The following is a 26,758-nucleotide window of genomic DNA, read 5'->3' on the forward strand; positions in this document are numbered from 1 at the left end:
ATCACACTTTGCAAGCAAAGGAAATCTGTAAAATTCCATTTTCATATTTCTTTTTAATCGTATTTTCATTCACATATTTTGGGATGCTGATTTTTTTTAGAAAATGTTTATTCTGTCGTTCTTTCAAAAGATAGGAACATTTAGGAAAAAGGGTTTTATAATATCCTTCTATATAAAGGACATGGTGATGAATACGAATCTTTAAAAGGTTTATATCCATTCCTGGCAACTCCATATCAATAAAATAACAAGATTCAAATAAATAATAATCACATGCTGGGAAAGTATCGCTATTTTTTATCGATGTTGGTGAAAGGGAAGACCACTCTTTGTCACTAGATCCAAACATTTCTTTCCAATAATCTTCCTTATGACTATTCTCTGAAAATTGATAGATTTTTTTTAAGTTGTCAAAACTCATAAAAATTCCCGCTTCCTTTTTAATTCATTTCTGTTACATCAATCTCCGAAAATTGAATATCAATATTCTTCTGAATCCTTATCTCTAAAATATGATCTTTGTAAACGGCAGCAGACCCTTTTTTTCTTACAATGGCAGGCAATGTAATCATATGTTTGTCTTCAAATGATGGAATATGCTCTATTACTAATTGGTTAGATGTATAAAAGATCTTAATATGTTCAAGCCAGCTGCTTTCTAGAATAGGAATTCTGACATAAACGTGATGATGGGTTTCAAAAACGACATAATTGAATTTTTCTGAATCGTGAATGTTATCATTGCGATAATTCGCACCTTTTGAAAATTGCTGGAACATAGTATCTGGCTCCATTTTCTGAAGAGATTCTGGCATAAGTTTATCCATCATTTCTTGTACATACTTTTGGATATCTTGAGGATTCATTTGATCCATTCTATTTTTTGAATCTTTATTAAAAGGGAATAAATTCCATGGGAACATTGGAAATTCATCCTTTCTCACCTTTGCAAATATATGCTTATTTTTCATTGTATTCACACATAATAAAAGTGTGTATTTGCCTAGTTGGCATTTCTTTAAATGAATATTGAAAAAAATCAGATAAGCGCAATGCCTTTTTCATATGCTCCATGTCTAACTATTCATTTTACAAAGTAGCCTAAGGACCATTATCAATATATTACTGTACCGTTTCTTGCCAGTACTTAAGAAGTTTATCCTCTGGTAATGGCCTACTATAATAGTAGCCTTGAATTTCATCACATCCCCATTCTAAAAGGCATTTAATTGTTCTTCCTTTTCAACGCCTTCAGCTGTTACCGTAATATTTAAGTTTTTGGCTACAAATAGCAAAGATTGTACTATGGCCGCATCATTTTTATTTTTTGGTAATTCTTTAATAAAGGAACGATCAATATTTATGCGATCCAGGTTGAACTGTGATAAGTATGTCAGGGAGGTGTAACCTGTTCCAAAATCATCCATCGATTTTTGGATTCCTTTTTCCTTCAGTATATTAATTTTTTTCTTAGTCTGTTCTGTATTTTCAATAGCCAGGTTTTCGGTGATTTCTAGATCAATCATATGTGTTGGAAGTTTGAATTTCTGTAATTGCGCAAATAAAAATGGTATAAAGTTCTCATCTAAAAAATGAATAGGCGATATGTTGATAGAAAGGTGAAAATTCACATTATATTCTAGTATCCAACCCGAAAATGAGCTTATTGCCTATTCAATAATCCAGTTACTGAGAGGAATAATTAGACCGTTTTCCTCTGCTAATGAAATAAATTCATCTGGACTGACAAAACCTTTTTCTGGATGGTTCCATCGTACTAATGTCTCTACACCTACTTTTTTTTTGTGATTAGTACTATGCTTGGGTTGGAAATGAAGAATAAATTGTTCTTGCTTAAGAGCTATCTTTAATGACTGAAGCATATTGATTTGTTCTAGTTTCTTCTCTTCAACCTGAGAAGAAAAGAAAATGACATTATTTCTTCCAGAATGCTTGACTTCATACATGGCCATATCAGCATGCTTAATCAGCGTGTTTAAATCTTTGCCATCTTCTGGATAAAAAGAAACACCGATGCTTATAGTAATTTCTTTCAAAGTCTCTTGTACTAGGAATGGCTCCTTCATTAAATCTTGAATATTCTTGATTCTTTCAAATACTTCGTTCCGACTATAGGGCGCAATAAGGCAAATGAAAAAATTCGTCTTCCCCATTCTTGCAAGCAATTCACCTCGTATCAATATTTTTTTTAATCTTCCCGTAACTTGCTTCAGTAAGGTATCTCCAGCGACATGGCCAAGATTATTGATGTCTTTGAACATGTCGAGATCGATAAGAATAGTTGCCACAAGCGTGTTAGCGTGAATGGTGACTTTCTAAATTTCGATAAATTCCTCTTCATTTGAATAAACCAGTTAAATCATCATGATATTGATATGCTACGAATTTTACTTGCCTCTGAGTCGTAATCTGTTCTGTTATATCTTCTAAAGCAACATTTATTAACTAAACAGTAAGAGGTTAAAGTAGGGACTTTTGATTTGTTTAGTTATCAACAATGTGAATGGTGACAATCATAGATTTATATGATGGAAGATATTCTCTTATATGAAGGGGATAGAAATTTTCTAGTTCTATTGATACTTAGAGGTAGGTCGGAGATTAGCACCGTAATGACCAAGAGTTTTACCATTCAATAGTAGGGGGATAAAGGAAAACCCACCACTGATGGAAGTTTCACTTTATCTTTTTTTACATCTTTCCCCTTGTGGTAATCACTCTTTTAATGCTGATATTGCGGATAAGCAAATTTTTTCTTCTGTATCTTTATTAATCGACTCGTTAAGAAAATAGCTCCTGTAGCAAGACCGATAATGAGACCGATCCAATAGCCAAAGGGACCTAAATGGGTATACATAGCAAGAAGATAGCCGCTTGGTAAACCAATCACCCAATAGGATAGAAAGCTCATAAGAAGTGTAACATTTACATCTTTATAGCCTCGTAAAGCTCCTTGAATTGGTGCTTGAATAGCATCTGATAATTGAAAGAATATCGCATAAATAAGAAAGTGAGCTGTTAGATTTAGCACTTCCCAATCTTTTGTATAAATTTCAGCAATATCCATTCGGAATGTTAACAGAATTATTCCACTTATAAATGCAATGAAACACGCTAGTCCCACTCCTAACCAGCTATATGCTTTTGCATCCTTCAAGCGATTGGCTCCAACTTCATAACCAACAAGGATGGTTAATGCTGTAGAAATGCTGAGGGGAACCATATACAAGAGTGAGGCAAAGTTAATTGCCGATTGATGTGCAGCAATTGTATTAGTATCGTAATTGCTCATTAGAATTGTCACAGCACTAAAGATACTTGTTTCAAAGAACACGGAAAAACCAATCGGAATCCCAATTGTCAAAATTTCCTTCCATTTAATCCAAGATACTTTTGAAAATTGAGTAAATAATTGAAACGAAACAAAAGGCTGTTTTCGATGCACGATATAAATGGCAATAAAAAACATAATCCAATACGTTATACTTGTTGCATAACCAGTTCCTATTCCACCTAGCTCGGGAAATATCCATATCCCATTGATAAGTGCATAATTTAATACTACATTAATCGGAATGGCAATTAAAGTAATAAACATGGTAATCTGAGTCTGGCCAAGGGAATCAATGAAAGAACGAAGAACAAAGTATAAGAAAATAGGAATAATCCCCGTACTCAAGGCTACTAAGTAATGGTAAGCAACGTTAAAGACTTCTTTTTCTAACCCAATACTTCCTAATATGGACTCTAAAAAGAAGTAGCCAATTATTATAAGTGTTACAGCCATACTAAAAGAAAGATACGCAGCTTGGATAACTGAAAATCGTACCTTTTGTGGTTCGCTTCTACCCATTAATTGGGAAACGATTGGAGGTAAAGCAAGAAGAATCCCACTGAGTCCTGTATAGATTGGTGTCCATAAGGAGCTCCCTACTGCTACTCCCGCTAAGTCAACGGGACTATAATGTCCAGACATTGTCGTATCAAAAAAGCTTAGTGCAAATATGCCAACCTGTGTAACAAGTACAGGCATTAAAATAACGATCATTTGTGTTAACTTTTGATTAATTGAATTTGATTGTTTCATCTTTTTGTCCTCTTTCTTAACAATAACGTTTCGTATTATACCATAGATTGGGAGAATGATGGAACGAAAGAAACGGAAACTTCTAAATTCTTTGCATAAAAGTGGTTTGTAGTTAAGATGAACAGATTATGATGAAATTTATATATGAATGGAAATGGATAAGAATATATGTCTTCGAAACAATTTGACAGTGAAGCAAATATTTTAAACCTTTTAGGGCATAAAACATAGTTATTAATGGTAGGGATGCTAACGGTTCACGAATGCTGTTTATGTGAATTTGTAGATGGGTTTCAATTGTCTCAACCTGCTATTAGTCAACATTCGAGAAAGTAAAAGGATGCTGGACTGGGTAATCAATTTTCTAAATCAACAAAATATACATTTTTCGATGGTTAACGATATTCTAAAGTAAGTAAATGAGCAAGAAGAAAAATTTATTAGCTTAGAAGATCACGGCAAAAGAATTTCTTGTATTTAAAAGTAAAAAAATGTAATTGACAGCACCTTTTTTTACTGATAATATATAAGTATATAATTATATATTAAAAGAATAGATACAAATACTAATAAATATTGTATTTCTTTTCTTTAAATAAGTATATAACAATAAGCTTATGTAATAGGAAATCGTGTAGAAAGGAGGATAAAAATGAGCAAAAAAGACCAATCTTTAAAAGAGACAGCTAGTGTTTTAAAATTACTAGGGGATAAAACAAGACTTAGCATTGTAAGCTTGTTGTCTGAACAAGAATGCTGTGTGTGTGAATTTGTTGAAATCTTTAATATATCACAGCCAGCAATTAGTCAGCATCTTCGTAAAATGAGAGATTTGGGAATTGTAAAGGAACAAAAAAAGGGGCAGTGGGTTTTTTATTCATTAAATAATACTAGTGACTATTATGAAATGATAATGGAGCTATTAAAACACATCCCAAATCAGCGAGAAAAAATCGAGAGGTTAGAAGAAAAAGGTTTTAGAATCATATGTAATTAATGGAGGTTGACACTTTGTTACAAACAGTCTTGGCAATAATTATCTTTTTATTAACATTAACATTGGTTATCTGGCAGCCAAAAAATCTTTCGATTGGTTGGTCTGCCTGTGGAGGGGCAATACTAGCATTACTGGTAGGTGTAGTAGATTTTAATGATGTTGCTGATGTAACAGGGATTGTTTGGAATGCAACACTTGCCTTTATAGCAATTATAATTATCTCTTTAATATTAGACGAAATTGGCTTTTTTGAATGGGCAGCACTACATATGGCACGAGCCGCGAACGGGAACGGGCTTAAGATGTTTATTTATGTTTCGATATTAGGTGCAATTGTTGCAGCGTTGTTTGCAAACGATGGTGCAGCACTTATTTTAACCCCCATTGTACTCGCGATGGTTCGAGCATTAAAGCTAGAAGAAAAAATGGTTTTTCCATTTATTATGGCTAGTGGATTTATTGCAGATACTACATCCTTGCCGTTGGTGGTAAGTAATTTAGTGAATATAGTTTCTGCTGATTTCTTTGGTATTGGTTTTGTTGAGTATGCATCCAGAATGATTGTTCCAAATCTATTCTCCTTATTAGCTAGTATCCTTGTGTTATATCTATACTTTCGTAAGAGTATTCCTAAGAAGTATGACTCAAGCCACTTAAAGGTTCCCGTTGATGCAATTAAAGATCAAAAAATGTTCCGGATTTCTTGGGGCATTTTAGTGGTCTTACTTATTGGCTATTTTGGAAGTGAGTTTTTGAAGATTCCAGTATCGTTTGTTGCTGGCATTATCGCAATTATTTTTCTCTTTTTTGCAAGAAGAAGCGAGGCGGTATCTATTCGGAATGTAATGAAGGGAGCACCCTGGGCAATTGTTTTCTTTTCGATAGGAATGTATGTTGTTATTTATGGTCTTCGGAATGTAGGATTAACCAACCTGCTTTCAAGCGTTATTCAAGCAGCTGCAGATCAGGGATTGTTTGTTGCAACCATTGGCATGGGATTCATCGCTGCTATTATTTCTTCCATAATGAATAATATGCCGACTGTCCTGATCGATGCCTTAGCAATAGCAGATACTAATGCAACTGGAGTAATCAAAGAGGGATTAATTTATGCTAATATAATCGGTTCCGATTTAGGTCCAAAAATTACCCCGATCGGTTCACTGGCAACTTTATTATGGCTACATGTATTATCACAAAAAGGGGTAAAGATTTCATGGGGAACCTATTTCAAAACGGGAATAATTTTAACCATTCCGACTCTTTTTATTACTTTAATTGGCTTATACTTCTGGCTTTCTTTCCTTTCATAGTTGGTAAGTTAAACCATTAATCTCCGAACTCTAAAAAAAGCAAGAGAGAAGGAACGAGCCATTTTTAGTCGCCTGTTTTTATATGATTCATTGCAAAAAAGAAAGGTTAAATCGATTTAAGAAAAAAATGAATGCATATAGGAGGATAAACATGAAAATTATTATAATAGGATCGGTTGCAGCAGGGACTTCTGTAGCAGCAAAAGCACGTAGAAATGACGAACAAGCCGAGATCACCTTATATAATGCAGATTATGACATTTCCTATTCAGTTTGTGGAATTCCTTATTTTCTAGGTGGAGAAATAGATGAATTGGAAACTTTAACACCAAGGACTCCATCTTGGTTTAAAAAACGATATAATGTAGACATTTTTATCCGACATGAAGTTACCAGTATCGATGCTGTAGAGAAAAAGATTCAAGTGAAAAACTTAGATACAAACGAAGTAAAAGAGGATATATATGATGTATTAGTTTTTGCAACAGGTGCAACACCAATTACTCCTGAAATTAGTGGTGTAGAATTGGAGCATGTTTTTCAGGTTCGAACCATTCAAAATACGAAAGCTATCGAAAAATTTATGAAAGAAAAGCAGCCCGAAAAAGCAACTATTATTGGCGCAGGTTATATTGGCTTAGAAATGGCAGAACAGCTTAAAACAAGAGGATTAGATGTAACGTTAGTTCAGCGTAGCAATCAAGTTATGTCTCATTTGGATAAGGATATGGCTATACGTGTAGAGGAGCACTTAGTTAAAAAAGGGGTAAAACTCCTTTTAAATGAAGAAATAACCGCAATAAATGAAGCGGAAATACATTCAAAATCAGGAAAAGTTATCGAAGCAGATATGGTCATTTTAGCAACAGGTGTGCGCCCAAATACACAATTGGCTGAGGCAATAGGTGTTAATATTGGTCAATCAGGGGCCATTGCTGTAAATAGTAAAATGCAAACAAATATACCAGATGTGTATGCAGTAGGTGACGTGGCGGAAAGCTTTTCCTTAATAACAGGGAAACCGCTGTATCGTCCATTGGGTAGTACAGCTAATAAAATGGGGAGAATAGCTGGTGATGTGATAACTGGTGGTTCACTAGAGCATCGAGGTATTTTAGGTACAGGAATTCTGCGAGTTTTTGATTTAGCTGTTGGACAAACTGGTATGACAGAAAAAGAAGCATTAGAAGAAGGATATTCAATTGAAATCCTGCACAATATCAAACCTGCTAGAGCGGAGTATCTTGGAGGGAAAGATTTAATCATTAAGGCAATTGCTGATAGACAAACAGGCAGAATATTAGGCGTACAAATTGTGGGGGAAGAAGGGGTGGATAAGCGAATGGATGTATTTGTTACAGCCATTACATTTCAAGCAAAAGCTGAAGACTTATTCCATCTTGATTTAGCGTATGCTCCACCTTTTAGTACAACAAAAGATCCTGTTATGTATACTGGGATGGCGTTACAGAATGCTATAGAAAAGAAAAATAAACTAATTACCCCAAGTGATTTATCAGAAAGAATAAATAATGGTGAAGCAATACAGGTAATTGATACGCGTTCTGCAAAACAATTTCAAGCCTCATGTGTGGATAGTGCCATTAATATAGCTCTTGGTGATTTGCGTGAAAAATCGAAGAATCTTGATCCGTTGCTCCCTACTGTGACATATTGCAATAGTGGTACAACAGGTAATGCTGCGCAAAATGTATTACGAAATTTAGGGTACAGCGATATTTATAATCTTTCTGGTGGTAATAAAAATTATCAAACCTTTAAGAAGAGTAAATAAAGGGTTTGCTAACATAGGAAGGAACCTTTAAGTTCAAGCTTTATCGGTTCTTTTCTTCATTCAAAATGTCACAGAAAAAATGTAAGAAATAAAATAAGATCAGTAGATAGATACTAGAGCTATCGCTGATCTTAGTAGATTATGAACAGTTGACCAATGAATTTACGCCTCTCTGAGATCATTTGTACTCTCTTCAGTAGTTTGACGTAAAGTATAAAGAGTAAATAAATCTTTAGGAATTTCAAATAGTTGATAATTTGTGCCAGAGCTATTTAAGGCTTGTAAAAGATTGCTTCTTGTCTCATTGGCAGAAATAGCATAAGGAAGCTTTTCGGCTGCTTTTAGCGATCGAGTATTATGGCTTCTAATCCGCATTAATATGCTGTCAATATTTAGGTCAAAAAATGCTTCAGAGAAGAATAGTTCCTTTGCCAATTTATTGTATCCTTTTCCATGATATGGCTTCCCTAGCCATGTTCCTAGAAAGCCAATATTATTATTTAGATCAAATAAACTTATCGTACCAATTGGGTTTTGCCATTCGTCCAAAATGGTTCTTGAAATAAGTTCTCCTCTTTCTTCTGCTTCCATTGTTTGTTTTGTTAGAAACAGGTATTCTTCATATGAATTAGCTTTTTGACGCACAAATGGGAAGACAACTGGATGCGTCATTAAAGGATATAACACTTGGCAATCCTCGAGATCTCTTTTCTTTAACATAATAATCCCTCCGTGTCCTGAGGGCAGAACTTACTCTTGATAAAGAAATGCCCACCCTCGAAATTTTTAATCCAATTGAAAAAAAATTTCGGGGTGGGAATCGAACCCACTAGAACCAAAGCGGTGGCGCACCATTTGCCTTCCCATCTTTTATTATTATCTCATGATAACAAATTACTTTTCTATATCATACAAAATTATGTAGAAAATGAAAATAGGAAAATACAAACAAAATGTAAAATTTTTATGAATAAATGTAAAGGTGAGGGAGGCTAAATAGTTATATAGATGAAAAAACATAATAAAATAATTGGACAAATATTATTAGAAAAATGAAACATTTAATTTAATCAATGGTATATAATAATATAGCAATTATTATTACAATTCGGAGGTTTCAAATGGATTTCAAAGAAGATGTATCATCAACGGATGAGAGAATTTTTGCAATGCTGATTTACGTATCAAGTTTCTTTACTAATTTTATCGGACCATTAGTTATTTGGCTCGTGAAAAAGGATTCACCTTTTGTTAATTATCATGGTAAGGAATATTTCAATTTTTTAATTTCTTATGCTATTTATTCGTTTATTGCCTGGATTCTGATATTTATTATTATAGGAGTGATTATTTTACCTATTATCGGAATAATGGCGTTTGTATTTACAATTATTGCAGCAATAAAATCTTATGAGGGTCAAGCGTATCATATTCCATTAACAATTCGTTTTATTAAATAGTCCATTTGACTAAACATGACATGCTTTAAGAACTGCCGCATATTCTCTTAAGTATAATACTATCCTTCTTGATAGTGGTGTATATGAGATAGGGAATATGCAGCAGTTTTTTTATTTGTATTATTCCATTTAACAGAAAAAGCATCATTACTGTTAATCCCTCATTCATGCAGAGGGTACCATTCTTTTCATTCCTTGTCCTCCTTTTGTGGATTGATATATCCCTAATGAATTTATAGTCTTCCTGTTCCATCGATAAAGCGTTGGAAAGCAGACCTCCATTTTCTTTTGCTCCTAAATAAAAAAGAATAATAGACAATTTAATAGAACTAATTTCATTTTTTCCAAAAAAGTCTCCATTAACTAATCATAGATTTGAGTAGAAATTAATAGAATAGTTACTACAGATTAAAAAATATGCCAAAACTCACAATCCAACCTTGTAAGGAAGAATGGAAATAAAGGAGACTCGTTATGAATATAGAAAAATATTATAAATACACAGCCGTTTCTGCTTTAAACGCTAGTCTAATTAGTTGCATTCCAATTTTTCTTTTTACGGTGCTGTTTATTTTTAGTCACTCTAGCATTACTTATTTCTTACTTTTAGTGCCATTTGGATGCTATAGTGTAACTTGCTATAGCCAGTATTATTTACATAAACGACGATTCGAAAAGGTAGATACAATATTTTCATTTGGTCAAGTTAACTCCATTTTAAAAACAAATACAGTTGTTTTATCATTTTTACCTGCACCCTCACTGCGTATGGTTATTTTTGATAGAAATGGGCAAGAGATTGGAGAAATTAAAGATGTGAAATTTTCGGTGATTCGCTGGTATCTTCCCTTTCTATTTGATCTGTTTTATGTAAAATCATATGGATTTTATAATACGGAGAACGTGCTTCAATATACTTTCAGAATGAAGCGGAATAGGATAGAGATTTTAAATAAAGACAATAGAATGATAAGCTCAATAATGGAGATGAAAACAGATAAACGATCTTCGCGGATTTTTTTATTTGGTGAAAAATCACTCAGGATGAAAAAGAGCTTTGGTAATACGGAATATCATTTTGAGAAAGAAGATGGGATTGTATTAGCACATTTGAGAAAAGGCTGGATGCCAAAGGAGTGGTCAAAGCGATTCATGGACCCTAATCTTCCTTTATTTACAATTGATCCACATGCTTCGGATAGAGAAGTAATCCATCTATATGCTTTATTGGCGAAAATATTTGCGTATACAAATCATTGATTTATTTGAATTTATTCTGAAATTTTTTTGATAAGAAAATATTACTAAGGAAAGGCGAAATCATCATAATCTGTAGGAAAAAGTAAGTATTTTCTCCTAAAAAACATTGGCAAAGTAATGGGAATCTGCTATCATAAATTCTTGTGGCTACCCTATTTCATGCTGAAAGTCATGTCAATATATGACATGCTTTTCTTGTGTTTAAGAGGGAAGCGGGTAGGGAGAGGGCTATAACTAAATAGGTATTTCAAATGAAAGATTATATTTTTTCATTTTTTAAGCTAAAAGAAAATCAAACCACTTTTAAAAGTGAAATTTTTGCAGGGATTATTGGATTTTTTACTGTTGTTTATATTGTGGTGGTGAACTCTTTAATCTTGGCAGAAGCAGGTATTCCTTTAGAAGCAGCGATCATTGCAACGATTCTAACGTCAGTTGTAGGTTGTTTTTTAATGGGTTTTTACGGGAATGTTCCGATTTTACTTGTACCTGGTATGGGGATTAATGCTTTATTTTCCTATACAATTGTCCATTCAATGGCTTTAACTTGGCAAGAAGCTCTGGCGGTTGTATTCATTTCAGGAATTTTGTTTATGATTGTTGCCTTTACGAAGCTTGCAAAGATTGTAAGTGATTCAATCCCTGTTTCATTGAAAGAATCGATTACTGTAGGGTTAGGTCTATTTTTAATGCTAATCGGTTTGGAGAAAGGCGGGCTTGTTGTAAGAGGAACGAATTCCATTATTGCTTTAGGATCTTTTAGTGATTTACATGTATTAGCAACTGTACTCACATTTTTAATAAGTATTATCCTATTTTTAAGAAATGTGAAGGGAAATTTCCTCATTACGATTGTTGTTGGCACATTGATAGCAGCAAGTTTTGGAATAATTGATGTAAATAGCGGAAAGAGTCAATCGCTCCACTTACAAGAATACAAGAATGTGTTTGGTCATATGTCTTTTGATAAACTAATATCGATTCCATTCTGGATTGCGGTATTTTCCCTAACGATGGTACTTATTTTTGAGAATATTGGATTGGTAAATAACCATGTGCAATCTATTGATAGACCAGACCGATTTACAAAGGCTTTTCGAGCTAATTCTATATCTGTATTTCTTTCTAGTTTTTTTGGCACAAGTCCAACAGTAGCGACAGTGGAAAGTTCTGCAAGTATGACAGCTGGTGGGAGAACAGGTCTAACAGCGGTAACAACAGGACTTCTTTTTCTTTGTTCTGCGTTTTTTATTCCTGTTATTAAATTAATACCAGACAGTGCGATTGCACCGATTCTTATCATTATTGGAGGATTAATGCTACAAAATATCCGTAATCTGGATTTAAGGGATTTAAGTGAAAGTTTTCCCAGCTTCTTTATTATTGCTATGATTCCATTTACTTATAGTATCGCAGATGGTATGGCAATCGGATTTATCCTTTACCCAATTTTAAAGATAGCATTAGGTAAAGCGAAAGATGTTTCACTTCCTTTGTATTTCATATCCTCATTGTTTTTGATTAATTTTGTACTTCAATATACACATTAATCAAAAAGAAGATCCATCCTTTATCATAGCGCTTATTTTATTTTTTGAATAAGAACTTTACTAATATACCAGGATAAAGGATGGTCTTTATCATCGAAAAATAACTGCACCATAGATGCCCCTATAATTAATCAAAATAAGACATTTTAAGCGCTAAAAATAATTATCTTACACTCAAGGTTCGACAACCTTCTGCTTATAAATTTATTAAAATGACAATAACTATGGCACAAATAGATTGACGGAGGTAAAGGAATGGAAGTTTTTGTGGCGAGACAGCCACTATTTAATCGAATGGAAGAGGTTTATGGCTATGAATTGCTTTATAGACATAATAACATGAATTCATTTCCAAATATAAATGGAGATCAGGCGACGACAGAAGTTCTAATTAACAGTTTCTTTAATATTGGGATAGATAAGCTATCAGACGGAAAACCTTGTTTCATCAATTTCACAGAAAATTTATTAGAACTAAGACTGCCTACATATTTTCAACCAAGAAACATAGTAATCGAAATTCTCGAAAGCGTTATTCCCAGTCAAAAAATAATCGATATTTGCATAGAGTTAAAACAACTAGGCTATAAATTAGCGTTAGATGATTTTATTTTTGACAAAAGCAATCTATACTCACAATCTTTGCTATTACTTGCTGATATGATTAAAGTTGATTTTCAGCAAACAACTAAGGAAACACGTTCAGATTTGGAAACGTTGGCGAGAAAGAATAATATTGAATTGGTTGCAGAAAAGCTGGAAACAAAAGAAGAGTATGAACAAGCTAAAAATAAAGGATATCACTATTTTCAAGGTTACTACTTTTCAAGACCACTGATTATGTCTACTCACGATGTACCAATCTATATTCATACGTATTATAAGATACTTGAACTTTTGAATGATGAAGATCCAGATATTAATCGTATTTCAAAATTAATCGAGCAGGATATTTCATTGTCCTATAAATTATTGAAACTAATAAACACACTAGGCTATGGAATGAAGCAAAAGGTAACAAGTATTAAAAATGCGATTATTTATATTGGGCTTATTGAGCTGCAAAAATGGATATACGTTTTAACCGTAAGAGAAAATGAGTGGAAGAATGGAATCTCATTTGAAGTAATGCTTAATTGTTTAATCCGCTCTAAAATGTGTGAATCGGTCGCAAAGCTAATCCCTGGAAGACAAGAATACGGCAGTTTTTTTTTAACGGGTATGTTCTCCCTTATGGATACCATTATGAATAGAGATATGGCGACAATTCTTTCTGATTTACCTCTAGATGAAACGATTGTACAAGCATTATCAGGAGAGAAAAATATTCAACGAGATGTACTCCAATTGGTCATAGCTGCAGAAACAGCTGATTGGACTGGAATAGGACTTGGCTGCAAAGAGTTAAATATACAAGAAAAGGAACTATTTAAAGAATATGCAGAATCCATTTCATGGGCTAAAAAGCTATTGGATGAAGATTATTTATAATGTTTATTAAATAGAGAGGTTGGGACAAAAGCATTTCAACGAGAGTATAAAATATTTTGTGTAAATGAAAATTTCCATGTAAAAAGGAAGACCTTCTCTTGGTAGAATTAAGTCACCACAACCAATCCTAGAAAAGAGGTCTTCCCTATGAATCAGTTTACAACAGAAATTATCGATGCACTAGTAAAAAAACAAGATATTACCGAGGTTTTTCGTTCGCACTTGGAAATGGCGATCAACTCGCTACTTGTGACAGAGTTAACGGAATTTCTAGATTATGAAAAATATGACCGTATTGGCTTTAATTCAGGCAACTCACGCAATGGGTCTTATTCGCGTACGCTTCACACAGAGTACGGCGATTTAGCCATTCAAATTCCACGTGATCGCAATGGTGAGTTCAAACAACAGACCGTGGCTCCGTATAAGCGTTCGAATGATACGCTTGAAGATACGGTGATTCACCTGTTTAAAAAAGGCATTACGATGGCTGAAATTGCCCAGTTAATCGAAAAAATGTACGGCCATCACTATACGCCTCAAACGATTTCGAATATGACAAAAGCGGTTTCAGAAACAGTCGATGCATTTAACAACCGTTCGTTGCATAATCGTTACGTATGCGTGTATTTAGATGCGACGTATATTGCCGTGCGTCGTGATACGGTGTCCAAAGAAGCTGTCTATATCGCTGTTGGTATTCGCGAAGACGGCTCTAAAGAGGTACTCGCTTATACGATTGCCCCAACAGAGTCTGCTTACAACTGGCAAGAGCTACTAGAAGAGCTGAAAGACCGTGGTGTAGAAGACGTCTTATTATTCGTATCAGACGGCTTAAAAGGCATGGCAGACGCTGTTTTCACTGTGTTTCCAAAAGCAAAATATCAAGTCTGTTTAGTTCATGTCGGTCGCAATATTATGCATAAAGTACGCGTAGAGGATCGCAAGGAAGTCTGCGAAGATTTTAAAATGATTCACCAGGCAAAGGACGCCGAAGCAGCTGAGCTAGCACTTGGGCAGTTCTGCGAGAAATGGAGCAAATCGTACAAAAAAGTTACACAAGGCTTACTAAATAACCCGTATTTACTGACGTTTTATCAGTTTCCAAAAGCAATTTGGCGAAGCATCTACTCGACCAATTTAATTGAGTCGTTCAATAAGCAAATCAAAAAATATACAAAGCGCAAGGAACAGTTTCCGAACGAAGAATCACTGGAACGTTTTTTAGTGACGCAGTTCGAGGACTACAATCAACGTTTCGCCTCACGCTGTCACATCGGCTTCAATCAGGCACGTGCAGAGTTGGAAGAGATGTTTGAGCAGCTACATGAACCGACAAACTAACCGGGACGTGCCAGCGCGAAATTTGGGTGTCTAGGAAAGGGCTAGCCCTTTCCTAGACACCCAAATCAACACTTCGAACAAATCTATTTGAATACGAAGGTGATCATCTACCTTGAGAAGTTGAAAAGTCATTTACACAAAAATATTGACAGTACCATTTCAACTAATAAAAAACGCGAAAATTTATATAGTTAATATATATAAATTTTCGTGTTTTTTAGTTTAAAAATAGGTTTGAAAACGAAGTGAAATGGAGCAGAGGACGCTCGACTCCTGCGGGAAATAGAGACGCTTTAGACCCCTCAGAGCATGCGAGGGAGGCTCAGCTTCCTCCATGGCGCATCGTGGGTCTGTAGCGCAATGGAACGACTTAGTTTTTATACTTGACTATATTTAAAATCATAGATAATCATCATGAGATAGTAGCTTTATTTAAGAGCTAAATTAGAGAGTATTTGTCTTTAAAGGTTGGTTATTTAGTTTTGTCCCAGCCTCTTTTGTTATTTTCTGTACTCTTTTACTAATAAGAATTAATTGCAGGTTAAATGCAGGAACGGTAAAATGGAAGAAGATTGATATCAGCTTGGAGGAATAGGGAAATGAATATAAAAATTACAAAATGTCATGGAAGTGGAAATGATTTTTTAATTATAGATGAGATATCAGATGATTATCAGTTTTCTGAAGAAGAAAGAGCGACGTTAGCTAAAGCGCTCTGTAATAGAGAGTCTTCCTTGGGAGCTGACGGAATTCTTTATGTAATGTCAAGTCAAGTAGCCGATGCAAGAATGAGAGTATTTAATGCAGATGGTTCGGAAGCGTCTATGTGCGGAAATGGTATTCGTTGTGTTGCCCGTTATGTTTGTGAATTGCTTAAAGTAGAAGAGGCTGTAATTGAAACGATGAAAGCTAATCTGGAAGTGAAAAATGAAGAGGATATTTATCCAAACATTCCAACTTATTTGGTAGAAATATCTCCAGTTTCCTTTAAGACAGAAGATCTTCCATTACAATTAGAAGCAGATACACTACTGAATGAGAAGATTCCAGGACTGCATGAAGATTTGTTATTTACTGCGTTAGCAGTACCAAACCCACATTTAATTACGTTAGTGAATAAAGAGGTACTGGATTCTGAAGTACAGGAAACTTTAAGTAAATATGTGAATGGGTCAAATGAATACTTTCCAGACGGAGTTAATGTTAGCTTTGTATCGATTTTAGATAAAGGTAGTATCTATGTTCGTACTTATGAACGAGGAGTTGGTTTTACTAATGCATGCGGTACAGCGATGAGCGCATCTACCCTCGTTACGATATTAAATGGATTTAATGAAGAAAATACTTATGTTGATGTGTATAATAATGGCGGGAAAGTTCGCTGTATTGTTCACCATCAAAATGGACAATACCGCATAGATTTAATTGGAAATGCTAGTTATGTATATCGTGCAGAAGTAGCTTTAGAGTGGGATACGATTGAAAATTTTAATGTTAAGAATAAGATTTATTTTGAGGATGAAGCTATCCAATATAATAAACTACAAACAGAAGCACAAAATTATGTAGAGGCTCATTTAAAGTAAGTATAATAATAGTTCTTTCCAAATGGATAGGATGAAAAGGTAAGCTATATTTACTAAGATGAAACGATATATCATCAGAGTGAGTAGGTTGCAGGTAATTGTAATTGAAATGGCTATTTTAAAAGTATAAAGAGATTGGGACATAAGCATTTCAATCAACAATAAACACGAACGTTTTATGTAATTTAATTACACAAAGGTTCGTGTTTATTGGTTTAGAACAAGTTTAAAAAACGACTTAGTTTTTACACTTAACTACATTTGTATCATAGATAACCATCATGAGAAAGTAGCTTATATAAGAGCTAAATTAGAGATTGTTCGTCTTTAAAGATTAGTTATTTAGTTTTGACACAGCCTCATGGCTTATGTCCCAAGTCTTTTCGTCTAAAAAAGTATTAAACAGTTTATTGCTAAGTTAAATTCTGAAAGATAATGGGATGTGTTGGAATAATACTGTATATTATTTTTCTATTTGCAAATGGTAAGGATAAAAAGGATATCTACTATGAAGCCAATAAAGCCATTTGAACCAATCTTAACAGATGTAATTCCTCAAGGTGATCAGTGGGTTGCCCAAGTGAAGTGGGATGGAACAAGGATACTCACCTATTATGATGGAGATAAAACCCAATTGTTTAATAGAAAGAAAAACGAAAGAACCAAACAATATCCAGAGCTCTTACGCCCAAATACGTTTATACAGGCTGAAAATTGCATTTTGGACGGAGAAATAATCGCTTTACAGAATGGCAAGCCGTCTTTTTATGAAGTAATGAAGCGTGATCGAATACGAAATATGGATAGAGTAAGCCAATTGCAGCAGGAAATTCCCATTACCTATATGATTTTTGATATCCTTTATGTTAATGACCATTGGTTATTAGAGAAGCCTCTACGTGAAAGACAACAAATACTACGAGAAAGAATTACTGAGAATGAAGTGATTCGCCTAGTGGAAAGCTTTTCCGATACAGAAGGTTTATTTAACGTATGCATGGAGCATCAGCTCGAAGGAATTGTTTGTAAAGATCTCGATAGTCCATATTTACTTGAAGGAAAAGATTCAAGATGGAGAAAGAGAAAAAAAGAGCAGGATTTAATCGCAGTAGTAGGCGGGGTTACGTTGAAGAATAAGACTGTCCATTCCCTACATCTTGGGCAGTTTAATAAGGACGGCCAATTATTTTATATTGGAAGTGCTGGTTCTGGAAAATTAACGGCAAAAGACTGGGTTGCTGTTACAAATGCTATTGAACCAATTATTATCAAAGAGAATCCGTTTATTAACCAAGTTGAAGTTAAGGGAAGTGTTTGGCTGAGGCCAGCTCTTACTGTGAAAATCACCTTTTTAGAGTGGACAGAGGGTAGAACCTTAAGACATCCAGTAATTGAATCCTTTGTAACCGTCCCTATAGAAGAGTGCCTAATGGAATGAGCCTCTTACAGGAATCCCTGTTTATTTTTAATTTGTGTTAATATATCCAGCACTTGACGGAACGGCTGTCTTTTTTTGGCTTCAAAATAAGTAGAAAATGGATTTATTCCTTTTTCTAATCTCTCAAGGACAGTTTTCATCGGAAACTGACTTGGATGGAGGGTGTTTGTAAGTTCCTTCCATTCAATTGGACATGCAACATATCCACCTCTGTTACCACGGATAGAGTATGGAGCGATTATCGTTTTGCCCTCGCTGTGCTGGATATAGTCAATATATAATCGATTATTTCTGTTTTTTTTCAGTCTTTCAATGGTGAATTGTTCTGGATTCTTTTCTATCATAAAATGTGCGATAAATTCAGTAAAAATCCGCACTTCATCGTATGAAAAAGTTTTTTCGGGAAGTGGCAAATAAATTTGTATGCCTTTGTTTCCTGAGATTTTTAAAAAGGCTTGTAATTGCAATCTATTCAGAATTTCATGCAGAACTTTAGCTGCTTCAATGGCCATATGAAAATGATCATTTGAAGGAGGATCTAAATCAAATACAATTTCAGAAGGCATTCCATTGGAGTGGATGGTTTCGAATGGGATATGATATTCAAAAGCTAATTGATTTCCTAACCACATTAGGGTTTCTTGATTATTACATAAAATATATTCAATATCTTCTTTTACATATGTTTCTACAAAAGAAGGAGCATAATCTGGGCATTGTTTTTGATAGAATGATTCTCCAAATAGACCATGTGGAAAGCGAATGGTTGTCAGCAAACGGTTATGCAAAAAAGGAAGGAAATAGGGACTTACCTCTTTTAAATATAAAAGATAATTAAGTTTAGTAATATTAGTATCGGGAAAAAGTGGTTTGTCAGGGTGAGTAATAGTAGTGCGATCTGTTATAAGTTGTTCCAATTTGCAATCGCGCCAATTATGTTTATATAAAAATTTTGAGAAAGTAGGATTGATTATTTCATCATGTACAAATGAAGAGAAATGTAATTCTACACAAATTCCTGGATCCATATAATAAAAATCATCCTCTTCTTTTTTGTAATGTTCCTTTATAATGCCTAACAAGGCGATTTTCTCATCCTCCTTTAACCCTTTCTTAAATCTCCCAACGGTTATTATTTCCTTATTTAAACAAACGCTCACACCAAATGTATCTGATTTTTTATGATAATAATGTATAAAAAATGCTGCTTTAGGCATAAGTAATCCTCCTGATAATCATTCGATAATAGTAGTATATCCAATTGATATGGGTATGTATGAATGATGTGCACTACCAATAATTAAATAGTATGAAAAAGACATGGAAACACAATGTATTAATAGAATCAAAAAGTAAAATTTTTGGGAAAGTAATTTAAATGAGAATGGAGATTATACGATGCACACGATGTGGAAAGGAAATATAAGTTTTGGACTAGTGAGTATACCGATTAAGATGCATTCTGCAATTGAGGATAAAGATATAAAGTTAAGAACACTTCATAAAGCGTGTCATGCTCCTATTAAATATGAAAAGAAATGCTCTGCCTGTGAAAAAGAAGTAGCTCCAGAAGAAATTGTGAAGGCGTATGAGTATGCAAAAGGAAAATATGTAGTCCTCGATGATGATGACTTAGAAAATCTACGCAAAGAGAACGAGGATAAAGCGGTAGAGATTATTGATTTTGTGAAAATGGAAGAAATTGATCCGATTTATTTTGAAAAATGTTATTATATGTCTTCAGGTGAGGGCGGAAATAAGGCATATGCTTTATTAAGACAAGCTTTGCTTGAAACAGGAAAAGTAGGAATTGCTAAGATTATTATTCGCTCTAAGGAGCAATTAGCTATTATTCGAGTGTATGAAAATACACTTGTGATGGAGACGATACATTTTCCAGATGAAGTTCGCAATGTAGAAGATGTACCAAATGTACCTGAAGCCAGTCAAATAGAGAAAAAAGAATTAGAAACAGCCATTTTATTAATAGATCAATTAACAACAGAGTTTACACCAGAAAAATACACGGATGAGTACAGAACAGCTCTTCTTCAATTAATTGAAGCAAAAAAAGCTGGAGCAGAAGTAGTTACAGGTACAGAAAAGCAACCGAAATCGAATGTCATGGATCTGATGGCGGCTCTTCAAGCTTCTATTGATAATACAAAGCCTAAGAAAACAGAAGAAAAGAAGAAGAAGACAACGAGAAAGAAAGTCGCAAAAGAAGCTTAAAATTTAAATAGGTGCTATGCTTGTATGGACAAGCTAGCACCGAAAAATAGCGAGGGATAATTTTGGAAAGAAATATAACATTAAAGTATATAATCCTGATGATTGCTATAATCGTAACTTTTAGTACGGTATTTTATTTAATAGCAAACCTAGTTACCAGTTTGGATATCATTACTTTTGACGATATGATCATCGATTTTATCCAGTCATTCATTTCCGATGATTTAACAATATGGGTGGAACGGGTGACATTTTTTGGATCGGTATCATTTATCACAATTGCTTTACTATTCATTACAGCTCTTTTGCTATGGAGAAAAAAATATGCTTTAGCCACCTTTTTTGTTTTGACAAATGGTATTGGCGCACTATTAAATAAACTGCTTAAATGGTTTTTTAAAAGAGAGCGTCCAGATATTTTGCCTGTTATAATAGAGAAAGGCTATAGTTTCCCAAGTGGACATTCAATGGGCTCTCTTATATTCTTTGGTTCATGTGCATATCTATGTATACATATTGTGAAATCGACTGGACATAAAATAATTGCATATGTGGTTGCTTGCCTATTTATCATTCTAATTGGTATAAGCAGAATATATTTAGGAGTTCATTATCCGACAGATGTTGTCGGCGGATATTCAATAGGAATAGCCTATTCAGCCGTTTGTATTTTAGCTTTTCGGCTATATGAATTTAAATCTAGACTGTAGCCAAACGCCTGGATTGTAGAAATAAGGTTTGTCTATAGATATTTATTAGGTCCTTAGGATTGGAATGTTGCTTTCCGTTTTTGGGGTTTGCCTTCCTCAGTAGGGCTCGCGCTAATCCCAAATGAGTCTCACCTCTTACACTAAAAGCGACGCATAAAAATTCTATTTAACTTTTTTAAAATCATTTTTTTGACAAACTGAATTGAAACGGTAATTTTTTACTAAAGAAAGCTGTTAATAAAGAGGAGAGCGTATACAAGGTATAGTAATTTTGCAATAAAGTGAATTATGGGGGATAAAAATGAATCAGCATATCATACCTGCATCATCAAATATGAAGGAATTTGAAGCTTTTCTAAAAAGTGATTATGAAATTGGCGTGTTCTTAGAAGTACATATTTCTCAATTAAAGCACATTAGCCAACTGGCAAAAAAGGCTAATAAGAAAATGATTTACCATGTGGATCTAATTCAAGGATTAAAAAGTGATGATTTTGGTACAGAGTTTATCTGTCAAGAGTTTAAGCCATATGGAGTAATATCTACAAAATCATCCGTTATTTTAAAAGCAAAACAGAAAAATGTCATTGCTATACAAAGGGTCTTCTTACTCGATAGCCATGCGATAGCGAAAAGTGTTAAATTGGTGAAAAGAACATATCCAGATTATATTGAAGTTCTTCCAGGCGTGATGCCTTGGATGATTAAGGAATTAAAAGATAGTTTGAATGTACCGATACTCGCTGGTGGTTTGATTCGCACAAAAGAAGATGTTAAAAAAGCAATTGATGCTGGGGCTACAAGTATTACGACATCGAAGCGTGAATTATGGGAAGAGAGATAATGTACACTTAATTAATAATTACTATTTTTATAGTGGAAATATCAAAAAATAATTGACAGTCTACTGGTAAGCGTTTACAATAGATTTACAAGTTAATTTAATGTGTAGGAGAAAAGGAGATGCACGCAGGTAGCCATAATTTATTTATTGGCGATATTCTGTTGTGCTCTCCTTTTTTGCGCATTTTTTAACCAATTACACTCTGTGATTTGAATCGAAAAGACAGGTTGATAAGTATTAACGAAGATGTAAAAAATGTATTTAGCATCGAATTAAAACAGAGTGAAAAAAGGATAAGGGGGATTCGAATGTCTGCGTTTATGGGAGAAGTTATTGGAACGCTTATTCTGATTGTATTTGGTGGCGGGGTCGTAGCAGGTGGTAACTTAAAAAAGGCGTACTCAAATGGCGGTGGTTGGATTGTCGTTACGATTGCATGGGGATTAGCTGTAGCAATGGGCGTATTTGCTGTAGGAAGCATTAGTGGTGCACATCTAAATCCTGCAGTGACAATTGCTCTAGCAATAACTGGGGACTTTCCATGGAATCAAGTAGGGCCTTACATATTAGCGCAAATGATTGGTGCGTTTTTAGGAGCCTGTATTGTTTATTTACACTATCTCCCACATTGGGAAGCAACAAAGGATCCTGGTGCAAAATTAGCAGTGTTTTCAACTGGACCTGCGATTCCACATACTTTTTCCAATATATTAAGTGAGTTGATTGGAACGTTTATGTTAGTGCTAGGATTGTTATTCATTGGTGCAAATAGTTTTACAGAAGGTCTCAACCCAATAGCTGTAGGTTTGTTGATTGTTGTAATTGGTATGTCATTAGGAGGAACAACAGGATATGCCATTAATCCTGCCCGTGACCTTGGTCCAAGAATTGCTCATTTTGTACTGCCGATAGCAGGTAAAGGCTCATCGAATTTCGGATATGCATGGATACCTGTAGTTGGACCGATTCTCGGTGGTTCTTTAGCTGCAATTATGTATACTTATCTTTTTAAAGGTATTATCTTATCCAGTTTCTGGGTAGTGTTAGCCATAAATGCAGTTGTTTTAATGCTTGCATTTTTTATGACAAAAGGGGAAAGTAAGAGTATTAGAAAAAAAGTAGCGTGAATATTTACTAACTGGGGAGGAATGAACATGGAAAAATATATTTTATCATTAGATCAAGGTACAACAAGCTCTAGAGCGATTATTTTTAATAAAAAGGGAGAAATTGTGCATGTTGCGCAAAAAGAATTTACACAAATTTTTCCAAAGCCAGGCTGGGTGGAACATAATGCTAATGAAATCTGGGGTTCCATTCTGGCTGTAATTGCAACCGTTTTATCAGAATCAGATATTAAGCCAGAACAAATTGAAGGAATCGGGATAACAAATCAGCGTGAAACAGCGGTTGTGTGGGATAAGAAATCTGGGGTTCCTGTATACAACGCAATCGTCTGGCAATCAAGACAAACAAATGACATTTGTGAAGAATTAAAAGCACAGGGGTATAATCAATTATTCCGAGATAAAACAGGATTATTGATTGATGCGTATTTTGCAGGTACAAAAGTTAAATGGATTTTAGATCATGTAGATGGGGCAAGAGAAAAAGCAGAAAATGGTGATTTGTTATTTGGGACGATTGATACATGGCTTATTTGGAAGTTGTCTGGTGGAGAAGCACATGTAACAGATTATACAAATGCATCCCGTACATTAATGTTTAATATTTATGATTTAAAATGGGATCAGGAATTATTAGATATTTTAACAGTTCCTAAATCGATGCTTCCTGAAGTAAAGGCTTCTTCTGAAATATACGCATATACAGTTGAAGGACATTTCTTTGGTAACAGAATTCCGATTGCGGGAGTTGCTGGAGATCAGCAGGCTGCATTATTTGGGCAGGCGTGCTTTGAAGCTGGAATGGCAAAAAATACGTATGGAACAGGCTGTTTTATGCTCATGAATACAGGAGAAAAGGCAGTCAAATCAGATCATGGACTATTAACAACCATTGCATGGGGGATAGATGGAAAAGTGCATTATGCGCTAGAAGGGAGCATTTTTGTTGCTGGATCTGCCATTCAATGGTTACGAGATGGATTAAGAATGCTAAAAGATGCGAAGGATAGTGAAGCATATGCAAGCAGAGTGGATTCAACCGATGGAGTGTATTTAGTACCAGCATTTGTAGGACTTGGTACACCGTATTGGGATAGTGATGTAAGGGGTGCGATGTTCGGCGTAACGAGAGGAACAACAAAGGAACATTTTATTCGTGCAACATTAGAGTCACTTGCCTATCAAACAAGAGACGTACTTTCTGCAATGGAAGCAGATTCGAATATTCAAGTAAAAACATTACGTGCAGACGGGGGAGCAGTTCGAAACAATTTCCTCATGCAATTCCAAGGAGATATACTGAATGTTCCTGTAGAACGACCAGTTGTAAATGAAACAACTGCATTAGGTGCTGCTTATCTTGCTGGATTAGCTGTTGGATACTGGAAAGATCAAAGTGAAATTGCAGAACAATGGAGTTTGGATCGTTCCTTTGAACCAAAAATGGAAGAAGATAGAAGAGAAGAATTGTATCTTGGCTGGAAGAAAGCAGTCAAAGCAACGATGGCTTTTAAATAAGAAAACATTATAAAAATAATATAAATACTATGAATATAAAGAAAAATATGTTATAATATACACAAGTTAATAATTTTTGTCTGGAGAATTGGAGAGACCACAAGCCATTGTCATCATAATGATAATGTAGCTTTGTGGTCTCTTTTTGTTTCCTAAAAAACTACTTACGACTCAATTATCTCATTTGTTACAGCAGGAAAATATTTAACCAACATGGTTTTCACTTAAAGGGAGGTTATTACTTTGCAAAAGAAGCCAAGTAATAGAGAAAAAATAGAACAGCAATTAATGAATAAGAAATTTGATATGGTAGTTATTGGTGGAGGTATAACAGGTGCGGGGATCGCTTTAGATGCGGCAACTAGAGGAATGGAAGTAGCGCTAGTAGAAATGCAGGATTTTTCAGCTGGAACCTCAAGCAGATCAACGAAATTAGTGCATGGGGGACTAAGATATTTAAAGCAATTTGAAGTGAAAATGGTTGCAGAGGTAGGGAAAGAAAGAGAGGTTGTATATGAAAATGGACCACATGTGACCACGCCTGAGTGGATGCTTCTCCCCTTGCATCAAGGAGGGACTTTTGGGAAATTTTCAACGAATATTGGCTTAAGAGTATATGATTTTCTTGCCGGAGTAAAAAAATCAGAACGTCGAAAAATGTTATCAAAGGATGAAACATTATCTAAAGAGCCTTTAATAAAAAAAGATGGACTAAAAGGTGGCGGATACTATGTAGAATATCGGACAGATGACAGCCGTTTAACGGTTGAAGTACTTAAAAAAGCAGTAGATAATGGGGCGACTGCCATTAATTACACGAAAGTAGAAAACTTCTTATATGATAAAAATGGTATGGTGGAAGGTGTGGAAGTTAGAAATTTAATAGCTGGTACTGTGTATCCAATTTATGCGAATACCATTGTTAATGCAACAGGACCATGGGTCGATACGTTAAGAACAATTGATGGAAGCAAGAAAGGAAAAACGCTTCAGCTTACAAAAGGAGTTCATTTAGTTATTGATCAGTCTGTATTCCCGCTAAAACAAGCCATTTATTTTGACACTTCTGATGGTAGAATGGTTTTTGCTATTCCACGAGATGGTAAAACCTATGTAGGTACAACAGATACCTTTTATAGTGATGATCTTATACATCCATCCATGTCTATAGAAGATAGGGATTATATTTTAGGAGCCATAAAATTTATGTTCCCTTCTGTGTCTGTTTCTGCAGCAGATGTAGAATCTAGTTGGGCTGGAGTGAGACCATTAATTTTGGAAGACGGAAAAGACCCATCTGAAATTTCGCGAAAGGATGAAATTTGGGAATCGGAAAGTAAATTAATTACAATCGCTGGAGGTAAACTAACTGGTTATCGAAAAATGGCAGAGACAGTTGTTAATCTAGTAGCAAGTAGATTGCAAGAAAAAACAGGCAAAACATTTAAAAACTGTATGACAAAATCATTGCCAATTTCAGGCGGTGAAGTCGGAGGGTCAAAAGGTTTTTCGACATATATCAAAGAGGTAGTAGAGAAGGGAATTAATGCAGGACTCTCTAAAGAGGATGCAGAAAAAATCGCAAAGCTATATGGCAGCAATGCGCCAATTCTATATGAGCTGGCAAAAGAATCTATCGGAAAGCATGAAGAGCTTTCGCCAGTAGTGCTTTCAAGAATACGCTATGCAATGGAATATGAATTCGCTATGACACCTACAGATATTCTTTTAAGACGAACAGGAATGCTACTATTTGATATAGATAAAGTGCAAGAAATAAAGGAAGCCGTTATAGAGTATATGGCAAATTATTATAATTGGAGCTACGAAAGGAAAAACATATTAACAGCTGAATTAGAAGAAGAAATCCAAAAAGCCACAGTACCATTTGAAGGAAATTTAATTAAAAATTAACTCGTAAGTGGTTCTCTTTTTTTAAAGCCTAAAATCTTATTATAGGAATTTAATGGGAAATATGTAGTAAG

Annotated in this window: 22 protein-coding genes and 1 pseudogene; 17 read left to right on the top strand and 6 right to left on the bottom strand. The window is 34.6% G+C overall.

What is annotated here, in order from left to right; translation table 11 throughout:
- Position 1: 1 nt before the first annotated feature.
- From ACWNMZ_RS14490 to ACWNMZ_RS14505, 4 genes and pseudogenes are all read right to left on the bottom strand, one after another.
- Positions 2–421, bottom strand: coding sequence for an Hsp20/alpha crystallin family protein (locus ACWNMZ_RS14490; RefSeq protein ID WP_031535978.1), 420 nt, complete (start codon positions 419–421; stop codon positions 2–4).
- A 19-nt stretch (positions 422–440) separates the two neighbouring features.
- Positions 441–971 carry an Hsp20/alpha crystallin family protein gene (locus ACWNMZ_RS14495; RefSeq protein WP_311298667.1) on the bottom strand — a complete coding sequence of 177 codons (531 nt, stop codon included), beginning with the start codon at positions 969–971 and terminating at the stop codon, positions 441–443.
- Between the two features lie 243 nt (positions 972–1,214).
- Positions 1,215–2,309 (bottom strand): annotated as a pseudogene (locus tag ACWNMZ_RS14500) (putative bifunctional diguanylate cyclase/phosphodiesterase).
- A gap of 434 nt (positions 2,310–2,743) precedes the next feature.
- Entirely contained in the window at positions 2,744–4,108 is a 1,365-nt protein-coding gene (locus tag ACWNMZ_RS14505) for an MATE family efflux transporter (RefSeq protein ID WP_031535973.1), read from the bottom strand.
- Between the two features lie 246 nt (positions 4,109–4,354).
- Between ACWNMZ_RS14505 and ACWNMZ_RS14510 the strand changes: the two genes are divergently transcribed.
- From ACWNMZ_RS14510 to ACWNMZ_RS14525, 4 genes are all read left to right on the top strand, one after another.
- Positions 4,355–4,444, top strand: coding sequence for an ArsR family transcriptional regulator (locus tag ACWNMZ_RS14510; RefSeq protein WP_231512510.1), 90 nt, complete (start codon positions 4,355–4,357; stop codon positions 4,442–4,444).
- Between the two features lie 316 nt (positions 4,445–4,760).
- A complete protein-coding gene (locus ACWNMZ_RS14515) occupies positions 4,761–5,105 on the top strand; it encodes an ArsR/SmtB family transcription factor (protein WP_031535972.1) in 345 nt (114 codons plus the stop codon).
- A gap of 14 nt (positions 5,106–5,119) precedes the next feature.
- Complete coding sequence (locus ACWNMZ_RS14520) at positions 5,120–6,418, top strand: arsenic transporter (protein WP_031535969.1); 1,299 nt, start codon at positions 5,120–5,122, stop codon at positions 6,416–6,418.
- Between the two features lie 151 nt (positions 6,419–6,569).
- The gene (locus ACWNMZ_RS14525; RefSeq protein ID WP_031535967.1) at positions 6,570–8,213 is read left to right on the top strand and encodes an FAD-dependent oxidoreductase; all 1,644 of its coding nucleotides are present in this window, start codon (positions 6,570–6,572) and stop codon (positions 8,211–8,213) included.
- 162 nt (positions 8,214–8,375) lie between these two features.
- Here ACWNMZ_RS14525 and ACWNMZ_RS14530 read toward each other — a convergent pair whose 3' ends face one another.
- The gene (locus ACWNMZ_RS14530; protein ID WP_251629885.1) at positions 8,376–8,933 is read right to left on the bottom strand and encodes a GNAT family N-acetyltransferase; all 558 of its coding nucleotides are present in this window, start codon (positions 8,931–8,933) and stop codon (positions 8,376–8,378) included.
- Between the two features lie 401 nt (positions 8,934–9,334).
- Here ACWNMZ_RS14530 and ACWNMZ_RS14535 point away from each other — a divergent pair, with 401 nt between their 5' ends.
- From ACWNMZ_RS14535 to ACWNMZ_RS14565, 7 genes are all read left to right on the top strand, one after another.
- Positions 9,335–9,673 (top strand): DUF4870 domain-containing protein, encoded by a 339-nt coding sequence (locus ACWNMZ_RS14535; RefSeq protein ID WP_031535963.1) that lies wholly within the window; start codon positions 9,335–9,337, stop codon positions 9,671–9,673.
- Between the two features lie 474 nt (positions 9,674–10,147).
- Positions 10,148–10,933, top strand: coding sequence for a hypothetical protein (locus ACWNMZ_RS14540; RefSeq protein WP_031535959.1), 786 nt, complete (start codon positions 10,148–10,150; stop codon positions 10,931–10,933).
- A 251-nt stretch (positions 10,934–11,184) separates the two neighbouring features.
- Positions 11,185–12,483: an NCS2 family permease gene (locus ACWNMZ_RS14545; protein ID WP_031535957.1), complete on the top strand. Its 1,299-nt coding sequence runs from the start codon at positions 11,185–11,187 to the stop codon at positions 12,481–12,483.
- Between the two features lie 255 nt (positions 12,484–12,738).
- Positions 12,739–13,974 carry an EAL and HDOD domain-containing protein gene (locus ACWNMZ_RS14550; RefSeq protein WP_031535956.1) on the top strand — a complete coding sequence of 412 codons (1,236 nt, stop codon included), beginning with the start codon at positions 12,739–12,741 and terminating at the stop codon, positions 13,972–13,974.
- 147 nt (positions 13,975–14,121) lie between these two features.
- A complete protein-coding gene (locus ACWNMZ_RS14555) occupies positions 14,122–15,318 on the top strand; it encodes an IS256 family transposase (protein WP_031540362.1) in 1,197 nt (398 codons plus the stop codon).
- Between the two features lie 599 nt (positions 15,319–15,917).
- Positions 15,918–16,904, top strand: a complete 987-nt coding sequence (gene dapF / locus ACWNMZ_RS14560; protein ID WP_235252394.1) for a diaminopimelate epimerase — start codon at positions 15,918–15,920, stop codon at positions 16,902–16,904.
- A 508-nt stretch (positions 16,905–17,412) separates the two neighbouring features.
- Positions 17,413–18,342 carry an ATP-dependent DNA ligase gene (locus tag ACWNMZ_RS14565; protein WP_031535952.1) on the top strand — a complete coding sequence of 310 codons (930 nt, stop codon included), beginning with the start codon at positions 17,413–17,415 and terminating at the stop codon, positions 18,340–18,342.
- A 5-nt stretch (positions 18,343–18,347) separates the two neighbouring features.
- Here the strand turns inward: ACWNMZ_RS14565 and ligD are convergent, their stop codons facing one another.
- Positions 18,348–19,559: a DNA ligase D gene (gene ligD / locus ACWNMZ_RS14570; RefSeq protein WP_235252395.1), complete on the bottom strand. Its 1,212-nt coding sequence runs from the start codon at positions 19,557–19,559 to the stop codon at positions 18,348–18,350.
- Positions 19,560–19,740: 181 nt separating this feature from the next.
- Between ligD and ku the strand changes: the two genes are divergently transcribed.
- The 6 genes from ku to ACWNMZ_RS14600 all read left to right on the top strand — a co-directional run bounded on the left by ku (position 19,741) and on the right by ACWNMZ_RS14600 (position 26,687).
- The gene (ku, locus tag ACWNMZ_RS14575) at positions 19,741–20,574 is read left to right on the top strand and encodes a non-homologous end joining protein Ku (protein WP_031535948.1); all 834 of its coding nucleotides are present in this window, start codon (positions 19,741–19,743) and stop codon (positions 20,572–20,574) included.
- A gap of 62 nt (positions 20,575–20,636) precedes the next feature.
- Complete coding sequence (locus ACWNMZ_RS14580) at positions 20,637–21,284, top strand: phosphatase PAP2 family protein (RefSeq protein ID WP_031535946.1); 648 nt, start codon at positions 20,637–20,639, stop codon at positions 21,282–21,284.
- A 301-nt stretch (positions 21,285–21,585) separates the two neighbouring features.
- The gene (locus ACWNMZ_RS14585) at positions 21,586–22,128 is read left to right on the top strand and encodes a glycerol-3-phosphate responsive antiterminator (protein WP_031535944.1); all 543 of its coding nucleotides are present in this window, start codon (positions 21,586–21,588) and stop codon (positions 22,126–22,128) included.
- A gap of 308 nt (positions 22,129–22,436) precedes the next feature.
- A complete protein-coding gene (locus ACWNMZ_RS14590; RefSeq protein WP_031535942.1) occupies positions 22,437–23,255 on the top strand; it encodes an MIP/aquaporin family protein in 819 nt (272 codons plus the stop codon).
- Positions 23,256–23,282: 27 nt separating this feature from the next.
- Complete coding sequence (gene glpK, locus ACWNMZ_RS14595; RefSeq protein WP_235252397.1) at positions 23,283–24,773, top strand: glycerol kinase GlpK; 1,491 nt, start codon at positions 23,283–23,285, stop codon at positions 24,771–24,773.
- A gap of 288 nt (positions 24,774–25,061) precedes the next feature.
- Positions 25,062–26,687 carry a glycerol-3-phosphate dehydrogenase/oxidase gene (locus tag ACWNMZ_RS14600; RefSeq protein ID WP_235252398.1) on the top strand — a complete coding sequence of 542 codons (1,626 nt, stop codon included), beginning with the start codon at positions 25,062–25,064 and terminating at the stop codon, positions 26,685–26,687.
- The last annotated feature ends 71 nt before the right edge of the window (positions 26,688–26,758 follow it).

The sequence above is a fragment of the Niallia sp. Marseille-Q9988 genome (assembly GCF_976954375.1).